Raw genomic sequence first — 14,416 nt, 5'->3', positions numbered from 1 at the left:
GTGAAGGGACGACAGTATACGGAAATGGGAGAGAAAACAGATGGAATATGGATCCGGCAAGAGAAAAAAAAGAATTCTGTTTGCGGTTATGCTCCTGCTGCTGGTACTTGCAGCAGCTGTGTGCTCCGTAAAGCTTCAGGAGATTACGGTTACGGGAAATAAAAACTACACAGAGGAGCAGCTGGTCGATCTGGTATTTCCGGATAATGCGAGCCGGAGTACGGTACTGTGCTATCTGCGGGAGCACTTTGGCAAGCATGAAAAGATTCCTTTTGTAGAGGACTATAAGCTGGTGCTGAAGGGCTTTCGCAAAGCAGAGATCATTGTATATGAAAAAAGTGTCGTTGGCTACGTGTCCTACATGAGCAGCTATATGTATTTTGACAAGGACGGTATCATTGTGGAGAGTGCCAGCCAGAAACTGCCGGGGATTCCCTGGATCACAGGACTGAAGTTCGGTCACATCGTTCTTTACCAGAAGCTGCCGGTAGAGAGTGAACGGGTTTTTGAGGAAATCATGAACCTGACCCAGATCCTTTCTATCTATGACCTGAGCGTGGATAAGATCCAGTATAATACACTGGGGGAGGCAACACTTTATCTTGGTGATATTGAGGTGATCTTAGGAAACAATGACGGCCTGAATGGAAAGATCGCAGAGCTCAGTGATATGCTTCCGAAGCTGGAGGGCAGGAGCGGGACCCTTTATCTCGACAGCTACGACGAGACCAGGACAAATCCGATGTACACGTTTAAGCCGAGAAATTAGTGTGCCAGGACACATTCTTTTTAAGTTTTTTGCGAAAAAAACGGTTGCTATTTTGAAGGAAATCACCTATAGTATTATCTAGACTAGTTTTTGATATAATGTTACAAAACTGTTACAAAAGGCCAATGAAAGAAATTAAGGAGGAATCAGTCTTGTTAGAGATTAAGATAAATGAAGCGGAAAACTCCGCGAAGATCATTGTGATCGGTGTCGGCGGTGCCGGCAACAATGCAGTAAACCGCATGGTTGACGAGGATATTGCGGGTGTGGAGTTCATCGGCATTAATACAGATAAACAGGCACTGCAGTTCTGCAAGGCTCCGACTGCCATGCAGATCGGTGAAAAGCTGACCAAGGGCTTAGGCGCAGGCGCAAAGCCGGAGGTTGGACAGAAGGCAGCAGAGGAGAGCTCTGAGGAGATCGCCCAGGCGATCAAGGGCGCGGACATGGTATTTGTTACCTGTGGTATGGGTGGCGGTACCGGTACCGGTGCAGCTCCGGTCATCGCAAAGATCGCAAAAGATATGGGCATCCTGACTGTTGGCGTTGTAACCAAGCCGTTCCGTTTCGAGGCAAAGGCACGTATGAGCAATGCCCTGGCTGGAATCGAGAACTTAAAAGCAAGCGTAGATACCCTGATCGTAATCCCGAATGACAAGCTCCTTGAGATCGTTGACCGCAGAACCACCATGCCGGATGCATTAAAGAAAGCAGACGAGGTCCTTCAGCAGGCAGTACAGGGAATCACCGACCTGATCAACGTACCGGGTCTGATCAACCTTGACTTCGCAGATGTACAGACCGTTATGACTGACAAGGGCATCGCACATATCGGCATCGGACATGCTAAGGGCGATGACAAGGCAGTTGAGGCAGTAAAGCAGGCAGTAGCAAGCCCGCTGTTAGAGACCACCATCGAGGGTGCTACCCACGTGATCATCAATATTTCCGGCGATATCAGCCTTATCGAGGCAAACGAGGCTGCAAGCTATGTTCAGGAGCTGGCTGGCGATGATGCAAACATCATCTTCGGTGCTATGTACGATGAGAATGCACAGGACGAGGCTACCATCACCGTAATCGCAACCGGCCTGGATGCACACGCAAACACTCCGGTTAACAAGGCTATGGCTGAGTTCGGAAAGATCAGCCCGAAAATGCCGTCCGGATTAAACTTACATACCCAGACCACAGGACGCAGCGTTGCTGCTGCTGAGGCAAGTGCAACTGCTGCAAAGGCAGCTGCCCCGCAGCTCCATACCCAGGCTTCCACTGTGAAACCGGTTCAGCCCCAGACTGCACAGACTGCAGCGTCGGCTCAGGGAGCACCGGTAAGCCAGGGCTCTTACCGTCCGTTAAACCAGACCCAGATCAACATTCCGGATTTCTTAAAGAATAAGCGCTAAGAATGGAATGGCTTGTCTGACACAAGTATGTGCAGGAGACAAAAATCGACAAAGGCAGAAGACCATCTTTGGTTTTCTGTCTTTTTTTGTCGTTCAAAAATGGAGTTTGCCTCTGTCCGTTTGACAAAGTTTTTCCTTCAGAATGATTATAATGGGGAGCATGGATCCATGAAAAGCGTTTGCTGCTATTTGCGCAATGCACAAACAGTAACGCAAATAGCGTTCCGTACATCGGAGGAAACGTAGCATGAGTGAAATCCTGTATCTGGATCTGTTTTTTCTGGTGAATCTGGCTGCAGATCTGTATCTGCTGGTCCTGACCGCGGTGCTGGGAAAGGCGTGCACATGGAAAAGGGCAGGGAGATTATTGGGGGGAGCGGCAGCAGGGGCTGTCAGTGCCTGTGCGCTGGTGTTCCTTCCAAAACTGCCGCTCCTGCCATGGAAGCTTCTGGAGCTTATGCTTCTCTCCTGGCTCATGCTCCGCATTGCTTTTGGGGCATGCAGCCGGGCGGAATGGTTCCGGCGCCTTTTAAGCCTGTGGATGGCAGCAACCCTGACTGGCGGCATCTGTTCGCTGCTGGAGCCGGTGGCCGGAAGAACTTCCGGTGCAGTCTGGGAGCTTACTTCCTGGTCCCTTCTGCAGTTTGGCAAAGGCCTTGGCGTTGCTGGAGGTGTACTTTTTGGGGGTGCCAGGTTTTTACGGCAGGGAGAAGTGTTCCGGAATAACCTGTACGAGGTAACGCTGTATTACCGGGGGCGGACAAAGACGGTTCTGGCCCTGCGTGATACCGGAAACCAGCTCTATGAGCCGTATGGGCACCAGCCGGTCCACGTTCTGGAGAAACGTGCCTGCGGGGAGCTTTTAGAAGAAGACTGCCAGGTCTTATATGTTCCGTTTACCTCGGTGGGTAACAGCCATGGGATTTTGCCGGCAGTCCGTCTGGACCGCATGGAGGTCAGGCAGAAGGGAAAGCTGGTCTGGGAGCTTGAGCGGCCATGGGTGGCACTCAGCGGGGAAGCATTATCACCACACAACCGGTATGGGATGCTTTTACATGGAGAAATATCGCAGGGCAAGATTTTTTGCCCCAGGCATCATAATATGGAAAGACCCGGGAGGATGGAAAAGTGATCGTAAAAGTTTCAGTACCAAACCGTTTTCAGTTTAAGGCAGTTCCTTCATTTACTACCATGCTGTGGCAAAAGAAGGGCGAGGTTCATTATATTGGAGGGGCGGACATTCTTCCGCCACCGCTGGAAAGCAAAAAAGAAGCAGAGATGATCGCGCTTCTGGGAACAGAGGGGGAAAAGGCAGCCAGATCGGTTCTGATCGAACATAATCTGCGTCTGGTGGTTTACATAGCAAAGAAGTTTGATAATACGGCAGTGGGCGTGGAGGATCTGATCTCCATCGGAACCATTGGCCTGATCAAGGCGATCAATACCTTTAACCCGGAGAAAAACATCAAGCTGGCTACCTATGCCTCACGTTGTATTGAGAATGAGATTTTGATGTATCTTCGCCGGAGCAGCAAGACAAAGGCAGAGGTTTCCATCGATGAGCCGCTGAATGTGGACTGGGACGGAAATGAACTGCTGCTTTCGGATATTCTTGGGACCGATGACGATGTGATTTACCGGGGCCTGGAGGATGAGACCGAGAGACAGCTCTTAAAGAGCGCCATTGAGAGCTTAAGCCCGCGGGAGAAGACGATCGTGGAATTACGGTATGGGCTCAAAAATACGGAAGGGGAGGAGATGACCCAGAAGGAGGTAGCAGACCGTCTGGGAATTTCACAGTCGTACATTTCCCGTCTGGAGAAAAAGATCATGAAGCGGCTGAAAAAGGAAATCGTCCGGTTTGAATAGTCTGGTCCTCTGGATCCTGCGCACGCTGCTGGCACTGTGTCTTCAGATCCGGTATCCGGCAGTGCGTTTTTGTGAGGAAAGGCCTGTGCGCAGGGATCCTTCTTATGAGATATACGAAACCTACAGGTATGCGTACAGGCAGTACGGATACCTGTTTGCGCTGTCAGAAGACCCAAAAGCAGCAGGTGACGGGAGCTTTTCTGATACAGAAGTGTTGCCAGACGGGGCAGATGGGAGAACGCAAGAAAACAGCACGGCTGCTGTGGCTGGCGAAGCTTCTGCATTCAGGGCTGGTGCTACGGGAAGTCTGGCTGGCGCAGACAGCAAAAATGCTACAAATGGCGAAGCTGCTGTTGATGAAGGAAGCAGTGCGGCCAGTGCACAGGTGGAAGCTGCGGAGCGTTCCCGCATCCAGGATTACGATTACCTGATGAAGCATTATTTCAGTGTACACGCATCCACGACAGCGGAGCGGAGCCTGATGACGGCAGATACGCTGCTAAAAACAGATCTCAAGCTGGAAAAACACCCGGATGAGCCCCAGATCCTCATCTACCATACCCATGCCAGCGAGACCTATGCCGATTACGGGCCGGAGCATCCCGATGCGACTGTGGCAGGAGCCGGAGCATATCTGGCCCAGCTTCTCTCAGAGCGAGGTTGGAATGTCATCCATGACACCACAGCGTATGACCAGAAGGAGGGAAAGCTGGAGCGTAGCCGGGCCTATACCTATGCGCTGGAGGGGATCCAGGGAATTTTGCAGGAGCATCCGGGCATCGAGGTGATTTTGGATGTACACCGGGACGGTGTAGCAGATTCGGTGCGTCTGGTACAGAAGGTTTCGGGGAAAACAGCGGCACGGATCATGTTTTTCCAGGGAATGAGCCGGACACCGGAGGGGGAGATCGCCTATCTGCCAAACCCGTATCTGAAGGAAAACCTGGCATTTTGCTTTCAGATGCAGCTGGCCTTAAACCGCTATCCGGGATTTACAAGAAAAATCTATTTAAAGGGGCTGCGCTACAACCTGCATTTGAGGGGACGGTCTTCCCTGATTGAAGCCGGAGCGCAGACCAACACCATAGAAGAAGCCAGAAACGCCATGGAGCTGCTGGCGGAAGCCATCGATACCGTCTTGCAAGGGACTTGAAAAAATGTTATTATAATAAATTGACGAATTGTCTCCATTCTGTATGGGACAGAAACAAGAAACAAAAACTGGTTTTATACGTTTTATTTTATTTGGAGGAAATCAATACATGGCATCAATGGACCAAAGCAAGATCCGTAATTTCTGTATCATCGCCCATATTGACCACGGCAAATCCACTCTGGCAGACCGCATCATCGAGATGACCGGCCTTCTGACCAGCCGTGAAATGCAGGCGCAGGTACTCGATAACATGGACCTGGAGCGGGAGCGTGGAATTACCATTAAATCCCAGGCAGTCCGCACCGTTTACCGCGCAAAGGACGGAGAAGAATATATTTTTAACCTGATCGACACCCCTGGCCACGTAGACTTCAACTACGAGGTTTCCAGAAGCCTGGCTGCCTGCGACGGTGCGATCCTTGTCGTGGATGCGGCACAGGGAATCGAGGCACAGACCCTGGCCAATGTTTACCTAGCCCTGGACCACGACCTGGATGTGTTCCCGGTCATCAACAAGATCGACCTTCCGAGTGCAAGGCCGGACTGGGTCGCAGACGAGATCGAGGACGTCATCGGCATTGAAGCACACGATGCACCGCGCATTTCTGCGAAGACCGGCCTGAATGTGGAGGATGTGCTGGAGGCGATCGTTCACAAGGTCCCGGCACCGGTGGGCGATCCTGAGGCACCGCTTCAGGCGCTGATCTTTGACTCGCTTTATGACCCGTACAAGGGTGTTATCGTGTTCTGCCGCATCAAAGAGGGAACCGTAAAGAAAGGAACCCGTGTCCGCATGATGGCAACCGGAGCCGAGGAAGAGGTGGTTGAGGTTGGTTATTTCGGCGCAGGCCAGTTCATTCCGTGCGACGAGCTGAGTGCCGGCATGGTTGGCTACATCACTGCCAGCATTAAGAATGTAAAGGATACCCGTGTGGGTGATACCATCACCGATGCGCTGCGTCCGTGCGCAGAGCCGCTTCCGGGCTACAAAAAGGTAACCTCCATGGTATACTGCGGACTTTACCCGGCAGATGGTGCAAAGTACAATGACCTGCGCGATGCATTAGAGAAGCTTCAGTTAAACGATGCATCCCTGTTCTTTGAGCCGGAGACCTCCATTGCCCTTGGCTTTGGTTTCCGCTGCGGATTTTTGGGACTTTTGCATCTGGAGATCATCCAGGAGCGTCTGGAGCGGGAGTACAACCTCGATCTGGTTACCACGGCACCGGGCGTTGTGTACCGTGTCCACAAGAAAAACGGCGAAATGATCGAGCTGACCAACCCGTCCAACCTCCCGGACCCGACCGAGATTGAGTATATGGAGGAGCCGATCGTCAGTGCGGAAATCATGGTTACCACCGAGTTTGTGGGTGCCATTATGACACTGTGCCAGGAACGGCGCGGTATCTACCATGGTATGGAATACATTGAGGAAACCAGGGCACTCTTAAAATATGATCTCCCGCTGAACGAGATCATCTACGATTTCTTCGATGCGTTAAAATCACGCTCCAGAGGCTATGCTTCTTTCGACTATGACATGAAGGGCTATGAGACCTCTGAGCTTGTGAAGCTGGATATCCTCATCAATAAAGAGGAGGTGGATGCCCTGTCCTTCATCGTACATGCAGATTCCGCCTACGAGCGCGGCAGAAAAATGTGCGAGAAGTTAAAGGAGGAGATCCCGCGCCACCTGTTTGAGATTCCGATCCAGGCAGCGGTAGGCGGCAAGATCATTGCCCGCGAGACCGTAAAGGCGATGCGCAAGGATGTCCTTGCGAAGTGCTACGGCGGCGATATCTCCCGTAAGAAGAAGCTTCTGGAAAAACAGAAGGAAGGAAAGAAACGAATGCGTCAGGTGGGCAATGTAGAGATCCCGCAGAAGGCATTCATGAGTGTTCTGAAATTAGACGATGAATAAACGAGAACTGGAACTTTATATTCACATTCCCTTTTGCGCCCGCAAGTGCTCTTACTGCGATTTCTTATCCTTCGCAGCACCGGAGCGGGTGTACCGGGAATACATGGACAAGCTGATCGAAGAAATCTGCGGTCAGGGCCCGAATTTTCAGGAGTACCGTGTGTCCACCATTTTTGTGGGCGGCGGTACTCCGTCGATTCTGCCGGCTGACCTTATTATGGAGCTGTTTGCGACGCTCTCCGAGAATTTCGATATCGCACTGGATGCAGAGGTGACTCTGGAGGCCAATCCGGGAACGCTTACCATGGAAAAGCTGGAGGTTTACCGCCAGAGCGGCATCAACCGCCTGAGCATCGGCCTGCAGTCTGCCGATGACAAGGAACTAAAATACCTGGGGCGGATCCATTCCTACGATTCCTTTTTAAAGAGCTACCAGCGTGCCAGACAGGCGGGCTTTAAAAATATCAATGTGGATCTGATGTCGGCACTTCCGGGGCAGGATGTACATTCCTGGAAAACTACGTTAAAAAAGGTCATGATGTTAAAGCCGGAGCACATTTCTGCTTACAGCCTGATCATCGAGGAGGGAACTCCGTTTTTCGAGCGCTTTGGAGAGCCGGAATGTAAAAAGGGCCTGCTTTCCGGTGGACAGCAGGAAAACAGTAAAAAGCCGGAAACAGCATCCGAGGTTGCGGCACGGGCAGCGGTTATGACACTGCCGGATCTTCCAGACGAGGACACAGACCGGGAGATGTACCACCTGACCAAAGAGATGATGGCGGCTCAGGGATATGAGCGTTATGAGATATCCAATTACGCAAAAAAGGGCTATGAATGCCGCCACAATACCGGTTACTGGACCGGGGTGGAATACCTGGGCCTGGGACTTGGGGCTTCCTCCTACACTTATGGCTACCGCTACCACAATACAGAGGACCTGCAGGAATATCTTTCCCTAAATCTTTACGAGGGCGGAGCGGCAGCACGGGATATCGAGGAGCTTTCCCTCGAAGACAAGATGGAGGAATTCATGTTTGTGGGCCTGCGCATGATGAAGGGCGTTTCCGGCAGTGAATTTCTGGAGCGTTTTGGCCTGAATATGTGGAATGTTTACGGGGATGTATTAAAAAAACTGGAACAGCAGGGGCTCATTGAGGTGGAGGCACCTATGGTCCGCCTGACTGAGCGCGGCATCGATGTCAGCAATGTGGTCTTAAGCGAATTCCTTATCGACCGGGAGTAGTGCATTGCCTATAGTTTTTCTTAAGGATTGCTTTATATTTGTTTTGTTGTTCTTTTCGCTGTCCTTTGCTATACTATTATAAAAATAATAATGGAAGAAAAAGGAAGGCGGGAGTGCGGAAACAATCCCGTTTTGCGATGCCAGAAGCTGTGGCATCCGGGAGGATTTGAATGCTGATACAAAAGAGAGATACAATATGTGCCGGAAAGCACTTTTCTGTTTTCCGGAGGGCAGTATGTCTGGTGCTTACAGGGCTTATGCTCCTGCAGACAGGACTGCTCACTGCCTTTGCTGCACCATCGGCTTCGGTCATCCGTTCTGATGAGATGCGGGGCGTATGGATCTCCTATCTGGACTGGGAAAGACTCCCGGCAGACCAGGAATCCTTTAAGCGGGAAGTCGATAAGATGATTGACCGCTGTCTGGAATTAAAAATGAATGCGGTGTTTGTGCATGTGCGTCCTGATGCGGATGCGGTGTATCCGTCCGCATATTTTCCGTGGTCCCGCTTTGTGACGGGTACCCAGGGCCAGAACCCGGGGTACGATCCACTGGCGATCTTTGTGAAGGCTGCGCACAATAAAGGGCTGCAGTTCCATGCCTGGATTAATCCGTACCGTGTGACCGGATACCACAATACCTGGGAGCAGGTATCGGATCAGAATCCGGCGAAAAAGTGGTTGACCGATGCGGACCCGTCCAATGACCGCTGGGTATTAAAGCAGAATGGCGCCTATTATTTTAATCCGGCGATCCCGCAGGTCAGGGAGCTGATCATAAACGGGGTGCGGGAGATCGCGCAGAAGTATACAGTGGATGGCATCCATTTCGATGACTATTTTTATCCGGAGGTGGACAACTCCAATGCCAGCCGCTGGTTTGACAAGCCGGAGTACGACGCTTCTGGCAGCAGCCTGACCATTGCCCAGTGGCGGCGGGAAAATGTCAATGAGCTGATCCGCGGCGTGTACCGTGCAGTCAAGGAGGCTCGTCCGTCGGCCAAGTTTGGCATCAGCCCGGAGGGGTATGTAGACCATCTGCGCAGTGACAACCGCCTGTTTACCGATATTGACACCTGGCTGTCCCACGACGGGTATGTGGATTACATTATGCCGCAGATCTACTGGGGTTTTGAACACCAGCTTTCCAATGGAAGCCCGGCACCGTTTGCTTTTGAAAATAACCTGAAGACCTGGATCAGCCTGGTAAAGAAGGGCCATGCAAAGCTCTATATCGGACTTGCCATGTATAAGGCCGGGAGCAATGCGAGGGACAACACCGGAATCCCGGAGTGGAAGCGTTATGACAATATCATAAGCCGGCAGGTAGAGGCCGGCCGGGCCAGCGGTGCAGTAGCCGGGTACTGTTTCTATGAATATGGCTCCTTCCAGGAGGACATATGCCAGAAGGAAGTGAAGAACCTGTTAAAGGTATTCCGATAAAAACAAGTGAAAAGAGAAGAGAGGTTGACCGATGAAAAAATTAGAGGATTATGTAGTAAGTATTCCGGATTTTCCGGAGCCGGGCATTATTTTCCGCGATATTACATCCATTCTTCAGGATGCAGACGGACTGGCTCTGGCCATTGACAGCATCCGTGACATGATAAAGGATCTCGACTACGACGTTGTGGTCGGTCCGGAATCCCGTGGATTTATCTTTGGCGTGCCGGTTGCTTATGCAGAGCATAAGAGCTTCGTGCCGATCCGCAAGAAAGGCAAGCTGCCGAGAGAGACCATCACTGCAAAGTACGATCTGGAATATGGTTCCGCAGAGATCGAGATCCACAAGGATGCCATCAAGCCGGGACAGAAGGTTGTTGTGGTCGATGACCTGATCGCGACCGGAGGCACCACCGAGGCTATCGTAAGCCTGGTCGAGCAGCTGGGCGGAAAAGTCGTAAAGCTCTGCTTCGTTATGGAGTTAGCTGGCTTAAAGGGACGTGACCGCCTCAAAGGATATGATGTGGAATCTGCAATCATCTATGAAGGAAAATAAATGTACCCGTGCGCAGCAGTATTTTTGAATTCAGCAGATGCGCCACTGGTACCTTTGCGATACGCAATGGAATAAAAAGGCCGTAGAAATCCGCTGTCTGGCGCTTTGCTGCGGCCTAAACATGATGTGAGGTGAAACAATGTTAATATGGGTCTTCACTGCGGCTGCAGTGCTTTGCCTGGTGTACTACGGGATCATCGTAGTGTATGCAGGCTTTGGCACGTCTTTTGCAGTGCTATGGCTTTTGATCGCTGGATTCTTTGGTACGACTGCGGCAGGAATCCATTTCTACCAGAAGTATCCGGAGCGGGTGCCGCTCTGGCTTCCGGTTTCCTTTGTGACCCTGTGTGCATCCGGTCTTATGATCCTTTTAGTCACGCAGATCTTAATTTTTGGCCGGATCCCGGCGACGGCAGAGCCTTCCCTGGATTATGTGATTGTGCTGGGCGCTAAGGTGAAGCCGGACGGAACGCTGAGCAAGACCTTAAAGCTGCGGTTAGATAAGGCGCTGGAATACGCAAAGGAAAACCCGGAGACCATACTGGTGCTTTCCGGCGCAAAAGGTGAGGATGAGCCATGCCCGGAAGCAGAGGCCATGGAACAGTATCTCTTAGGGCAGGGAGCCGCTGCAGAACAGCTTTTACTGGAGAAGCAGTCCTTTAGTACGGTAGAGAATCTGGCCTACAGTAAGCTTCTGATCGAAAACAGGGAACAAAAGCTTTTGCAGGAGCAGAAACGAAAGACAGAGGCAGAGAAGCTTCTTCGTGCACCCGGAGAACCAGAACTGCAAAAAAATGGTAAGGGAGCGCAGGAGGAGATATCTGCGCGGCCTGTGCGGATTGGGGTCCTGACCAGTAATTTTCATCTCTGCCGGGCAGGAATGATCGCAAAAAAACAGCATTATGATATGATTTACGGGATTGCATCGGAGGCTGATAAGGTTCTTCTGGTGCATTTTTCCCTGCGCGACGGCATTGCTTTATTAAAAGACCGCCTGATGGGCAATCTATAGAGGAAAGCAAGACAAAGAAATAAGATCGTAAACAGACAGGAAAGGAAGACAACGGATGAATCAGCTGGAAGCAATAGAAAAACTGAGTGCTTACCGTGTGGTAGAGCATAAAACCATTGAAGAAATGCAGTCAGAAGGCATTGTCCTGGAACACAAAAAGACAAAAGCCAGACTGTTCCTGGTATCAAATGATGACGAGAACAAGGTATTCTGTATCGGGTTTAGGACTCCGCCCGACAATGACTGCGGGCTGCCGCATATTCTGGAGCACAGCGTGCTGTGCGGTTCCGACAAGTTCCCGTTAAAGGATCCGTTTGTAGAGCTGGTAAAGGGATCTTTGAATACCTTTTTAAATGCCATGACCTACCCGGATAAGACCGTGTATCCGGTTGCAAGCTGCAACGATAAGGATTTCCAGAATCTGATGGATGTTTACATGGACGCAGTCCTGCATCCGAACATTTACAAAGAAGAGAAGATTTTCCGCCAGGAGGGCTGGCATTACGAGCTGGAGAGCAAGGATGCCCCGCTCATTTACAATGGCGTTGTATACAATGAGATGAAGGGTGCGTATTCTTCCCCGGAGAGTCTCTTAGACAGTGTGACCCAGAAGACTCTGTTCCCGGATACCTGTTACGGCAAGGATTCCGGCGGTGACCCGGTTCATATTCCAGAGCTGAGCTATGAAAAATTCCTGGATTTTCATAGAACCTACTATCATCCGTCCAATAGCTACATTTATCTCTACGGCGATATGGATATGGCCGAGAAGCTTACATGGCTGGATGAGGAATATTTAAGCCACTATGAGGAGCGCCCGGTGGATTCCCGCATCCGGGAGCAGAAGGCATTTGAAAAACCGGTAGAGCGCGAGTTCTCCTATTCCATCACCGATGGAGAATCCGAGGAGGATGCAACCTACCTTTCCGTAAATACCGTCGTAGGTGACGACCTGGACCCGAAGCTTTACGTGGCATTCCAGATCCTGGAGTACACCCTGTTAGATGCACCGGGAGCACCGTTAAAACAGGCACTGATCGATGCCGGAATCGGTAAGGACATCCTGGGCGGATACGAGAGCGGCATTTTACAGCCATTCTTCTCTGTCATCGCAAAGGATGCCAACAAAGAGCAGAAGGGCGAGTTTTTGGCAATCGTAAAGGGCACGCTGAGAAAGCTTGCTGACCAGGGCATCAACCGCAAGAGTTTGCTTGCCGGCATGAATTATTTTGAGTTTAAATACCGCGAGGCGGATTATGGTTCTGCACCGAAGGGCCTGATGTATGGTTTGCAGTGCCTGGACAGCTGGCTGTACGACGGAGATCCGATGACGCACCTCTGCTACCAGGAAACCTTCGATTTCCTGAAAAAAGAAGTGGAGAATGGTTATTTTGAGCAGCTGATCAAAGACTACCTGCTGGATAACCCGTTTGAGGCTGTGATCGTGGTAGCCCCGGAGAAAAACCTGACCGCAAAAGAAGATGAAAAGCTGGCTAAGAAGCTGGCCGATTATAAGGCATCTCTTTCTGAGGAGGAACTGGAGAAGCTGGTTAAGGCAACCAGGGAGTTAAAGGAGTACCAGGATACCCCGTCCACTCCGGAAATCCTGGCAAAAATCCCGCTCTTAACCCGCGAGGACATTGACAAAAAAGCAGAGACCTTCTTCTGGACCGAGAAAGAGGAGGACGGCATCAAAGTGCTGCACCACAATTTCTTTACCTCCGGAATCGGCTATTTAAAGGTATTATTCAATACCAGCGTACTGCCGCAGGAAGACCTTCCGTATGCAGGTCTGTTAAAATCCGTGCTGGGTTCCATCAGCACAGAGCATTACAGCTATTCGGATCTGACAAGTGAGATCCATTTAAACAGCGGCGGCATGGATTTTTCCGTGACTTCCTACGCAAACCTGCAGGATGCCGAGCAGTTTACCGGAGCGTTTGTGGCAAGCATCCGTGTGCTGTACGATAAGCTGGATTTTGGATTTACCATGCTGGAAGAAATTTTAAACCACTCCGTATTTACGGATGAAAAGCGTCTGGGCGAGGTGATCCAGGAGACACGCTCCCGTGCGAGAATGAAACTGGAGAATGCAGGACATAGCACGGCAGTATCCCGCGCAACCTCTTACTTCTCTGCGACCGCTTACTACAATGAGCTGACGGGCGGCACAGCATATTACCATTTCCTGGAGCAGCTGGAAAAGGATTATCCGGCAAAGAAACAGGAGATCATTGCAAAGCTTCAGGAAGTAAGCAGAAAGCTTTTCACCCGTTCCAATATGCTGGTAAACTACACGGCAGATGAAAATGGCTATGAAAAGCTTCCGGAGACCTTAAAGCTGCTTTCCGCAAAGCTCCCGGAGGGAAGCCGCGAAATGTATGCATTTACCCATCCGGTCAAGAATGTGAACGAGGGCTTAAAGACCTCTGCGCAGGTCGACTATGTGGCGCGCTGCGGCAATTTCCGCGATGCAGGCCTTGCATATACCGGCGCATTAAAGATCCTTCAGGTGATCTTAAGCTACGATTACCTTTGGCTGAACATCCGCGTGAAAGGCGGCGCGTATGGCTGCATGAGCGGATTTGGACGTTCCGGCGAGGGTTATCTGGTATCGTACCGCGACCCGAACTTAAAAGAGACAAACGAGATCTACGAGGGCATTCCGGCTTACTTAGAGCAGTTTGACCCGGATGAGCGCGATATGACGAAATATGTGATCGGAACCATTAGCAATCTGGATGCTCCGCTGACACCGTCCGTGAAGGGCAGCAGGGGACTTTCCGCATATCTGTCCGGTGTGACGGAAGAAATGATGCAGACCGAGCGTGACCAGGTCTTACAGGCGACCAAGGAGGATATCCGCGCGCTGGCGGCCCATGTCCGTGCCGTACTGCAGACCGGAAGCTTCTGCGTGGTAGGAAATGAGGAAAAGATCGAGGCAAACCGCGCAATGTTTGGCGAGGTTTCCAGCCTTACGAGAGGATAACAGGTGTGTGCAGTGTGCGGCACGAAGCCTGTAGGAAACGTTGTTGGGAAAGG

Annotated in this window: 11 protein-coding genes; all 11 read left to right on the top strand. The window is 51.2% G+C overall.

Going from position 1 to position 14,416, the window contains the following annotated elements; translation table 11 throughout:
- The first annotated feature begins 40 nt into the window (after nucleotides 1-40).
- The 11 genes from DW922_RS04575 to DW922_RS04525 all read left to right on the top strand — a co-directional run bounded on the left by DW922_RS04575 (nucleotide 41) and on the right by DW922_RS04525 (nucleotide 14,363).
- Nucleotides 41-769, top strand: coding sequence for a cell division protein FtsQ/DivIB (locus DW922_RS04575; protein WP_118725959.1), 729 nt, complete (start codon nucleotides 41-43; stop codon nucleotides 767-769).
- Nucleotides 770-921: 152 nt separating this feature from the next.
- Nucleotides 922-2,175: a cell division protein FtsZ gene (ftsZ, locus tag DW922_RS04570; protein ID WP_118725958.1), complete on the top strand. Its 1,254-nt coding sequence runs from the start codon at nucleotides 922-924 to the stop codon at nucleotides 2,173-2,175.
- A gap of 247 nt (nucleotides 2,176-2,422) precedes the next feature.
- Complete coding sequence (locus DW922_RS04565) at nucleotides 2,423-3,307, top strand: sigma-E processing peptidase SpoIIGA (RefSeq protein ID WP_118725957.1); 885 nt, start codon at nucleotides 2,423-2,425, stop codon at nucleotides 3,305-3,307.
- A complete protein-coding gene (gene sigE / locus DW922_RS04560; RefSeq protein ID WP_118725956.1) occupies nucleotides 3,304-4,044 on the top strand; it encodes an RNA polymerase sporulation sigma factor SigE in 741 nt (246 codons plus the stop codon). Before DW922_RS04565 ends, sigE begins: the two co-directional genes overlap by 4 nt.
- Nucleotides 4,037-5,197: a stage II sporulation protein P gene (locus DW922_RS17925; protein WP_243032049.1), complete on the top strand. Its 1,161-nt coding sequence runs from the start codon at nucleotides 4,037-4,039 to the stop codon at nucleotides 5,195-5,197. The genes sigE and DW922_RS17925 overlap by 8 nt, the downstream gene beginning before the upstream one ends.
- Before the next feature lie 109 nt (nucleotides 5,198-5,306).
- The gene (gene lepA, locus DW922_RS04550; protein WP_118543482.1) at nucleotides 5,307-7,121 is read left to right on the top strand and encodes a translation elongation factor 4; all 1,815 of its coding nucleotides are present in this window, start codon (nucleotides 5,307-5,309) and stop codon (nucleotides 7,119-7,121) included.
- A complete protein-coding gene (locus DW922_RS04545) occupies nucleotides 7,114-8,364 on the top strand; it encodes a coproporphyrinogen-III oxidase family protein (RefSeq protein ID WP_118725955.1) in 1,251 nt (416 codons plus the stop codon). Before lepA ends, DW922_RS04545 begins: the two co-directional genes overlap by 8 nt.
- Nucleotides 8,365-8,534: 170 nt before the next feature.
- Nucleotides 8,535-9,806, top strand: coding sequence for a family 10 glycosylhydrolase (locus tag DW922_RS04540; RefSeq protein ID WP_118725954.1), 1,272 nt, complete (start codon nucleotides 8,535-8,537; stop codon nucleotides 9,804-9,806).
- A 31-nt stretch (nucleotides 9,807-9,837) separates the two neighbouring features.
- The gene (locus tag DW922_RS04535) at nucleotides 9,838-10,362 is read left to right on the top strand and encodes an adenine phosphoribosyltransferase (protein ID WP_118725953.1); all 525 of its coding nucleotides are present in this window, start codon (nucleotides 9,838-9,840) and stop codon (nucleotides 10,360-10,362) included.
- A 139-nt stretch (nucleotides 10,363-10,501) separates the two neighbouring features.
- Entirely contained in the window at nucleotides 10,502-11,374 is an 873-nt protein-coding gene (locus DW922_RS04530) for a YdcF family protein (protein ID WP_118718967.1), read from the top strand.
- A gap of 55 nt (nucleotides 11,375-11,429) precedes the next feature.
- Nucleotides 11,430-14,363, top strand: a complete 2,934-nt coding sequence (locus DW922_RS04525) for an insulinase family protein (protein WP_195715002.1) — start codon at nucleotides 11,430-11,432, stop codon at nucleotides 14,361-14,363.
- Nucleotides 14,364-14,416: the final 53 nt, after the last annotated feature.

Origin of the sequence: Clostridium sp. AM42-4 (assembly GCF_003480105.1) — a bacterium.
Taxonomy (GTDB): Bacteria; Bacillota; Clostridia; order Lachnospirales; family Lachnospiraceae; genus Brotaphodocola.
This window is presented reverse-complemented; position numbering and strand designations above follow the sequence as displayed.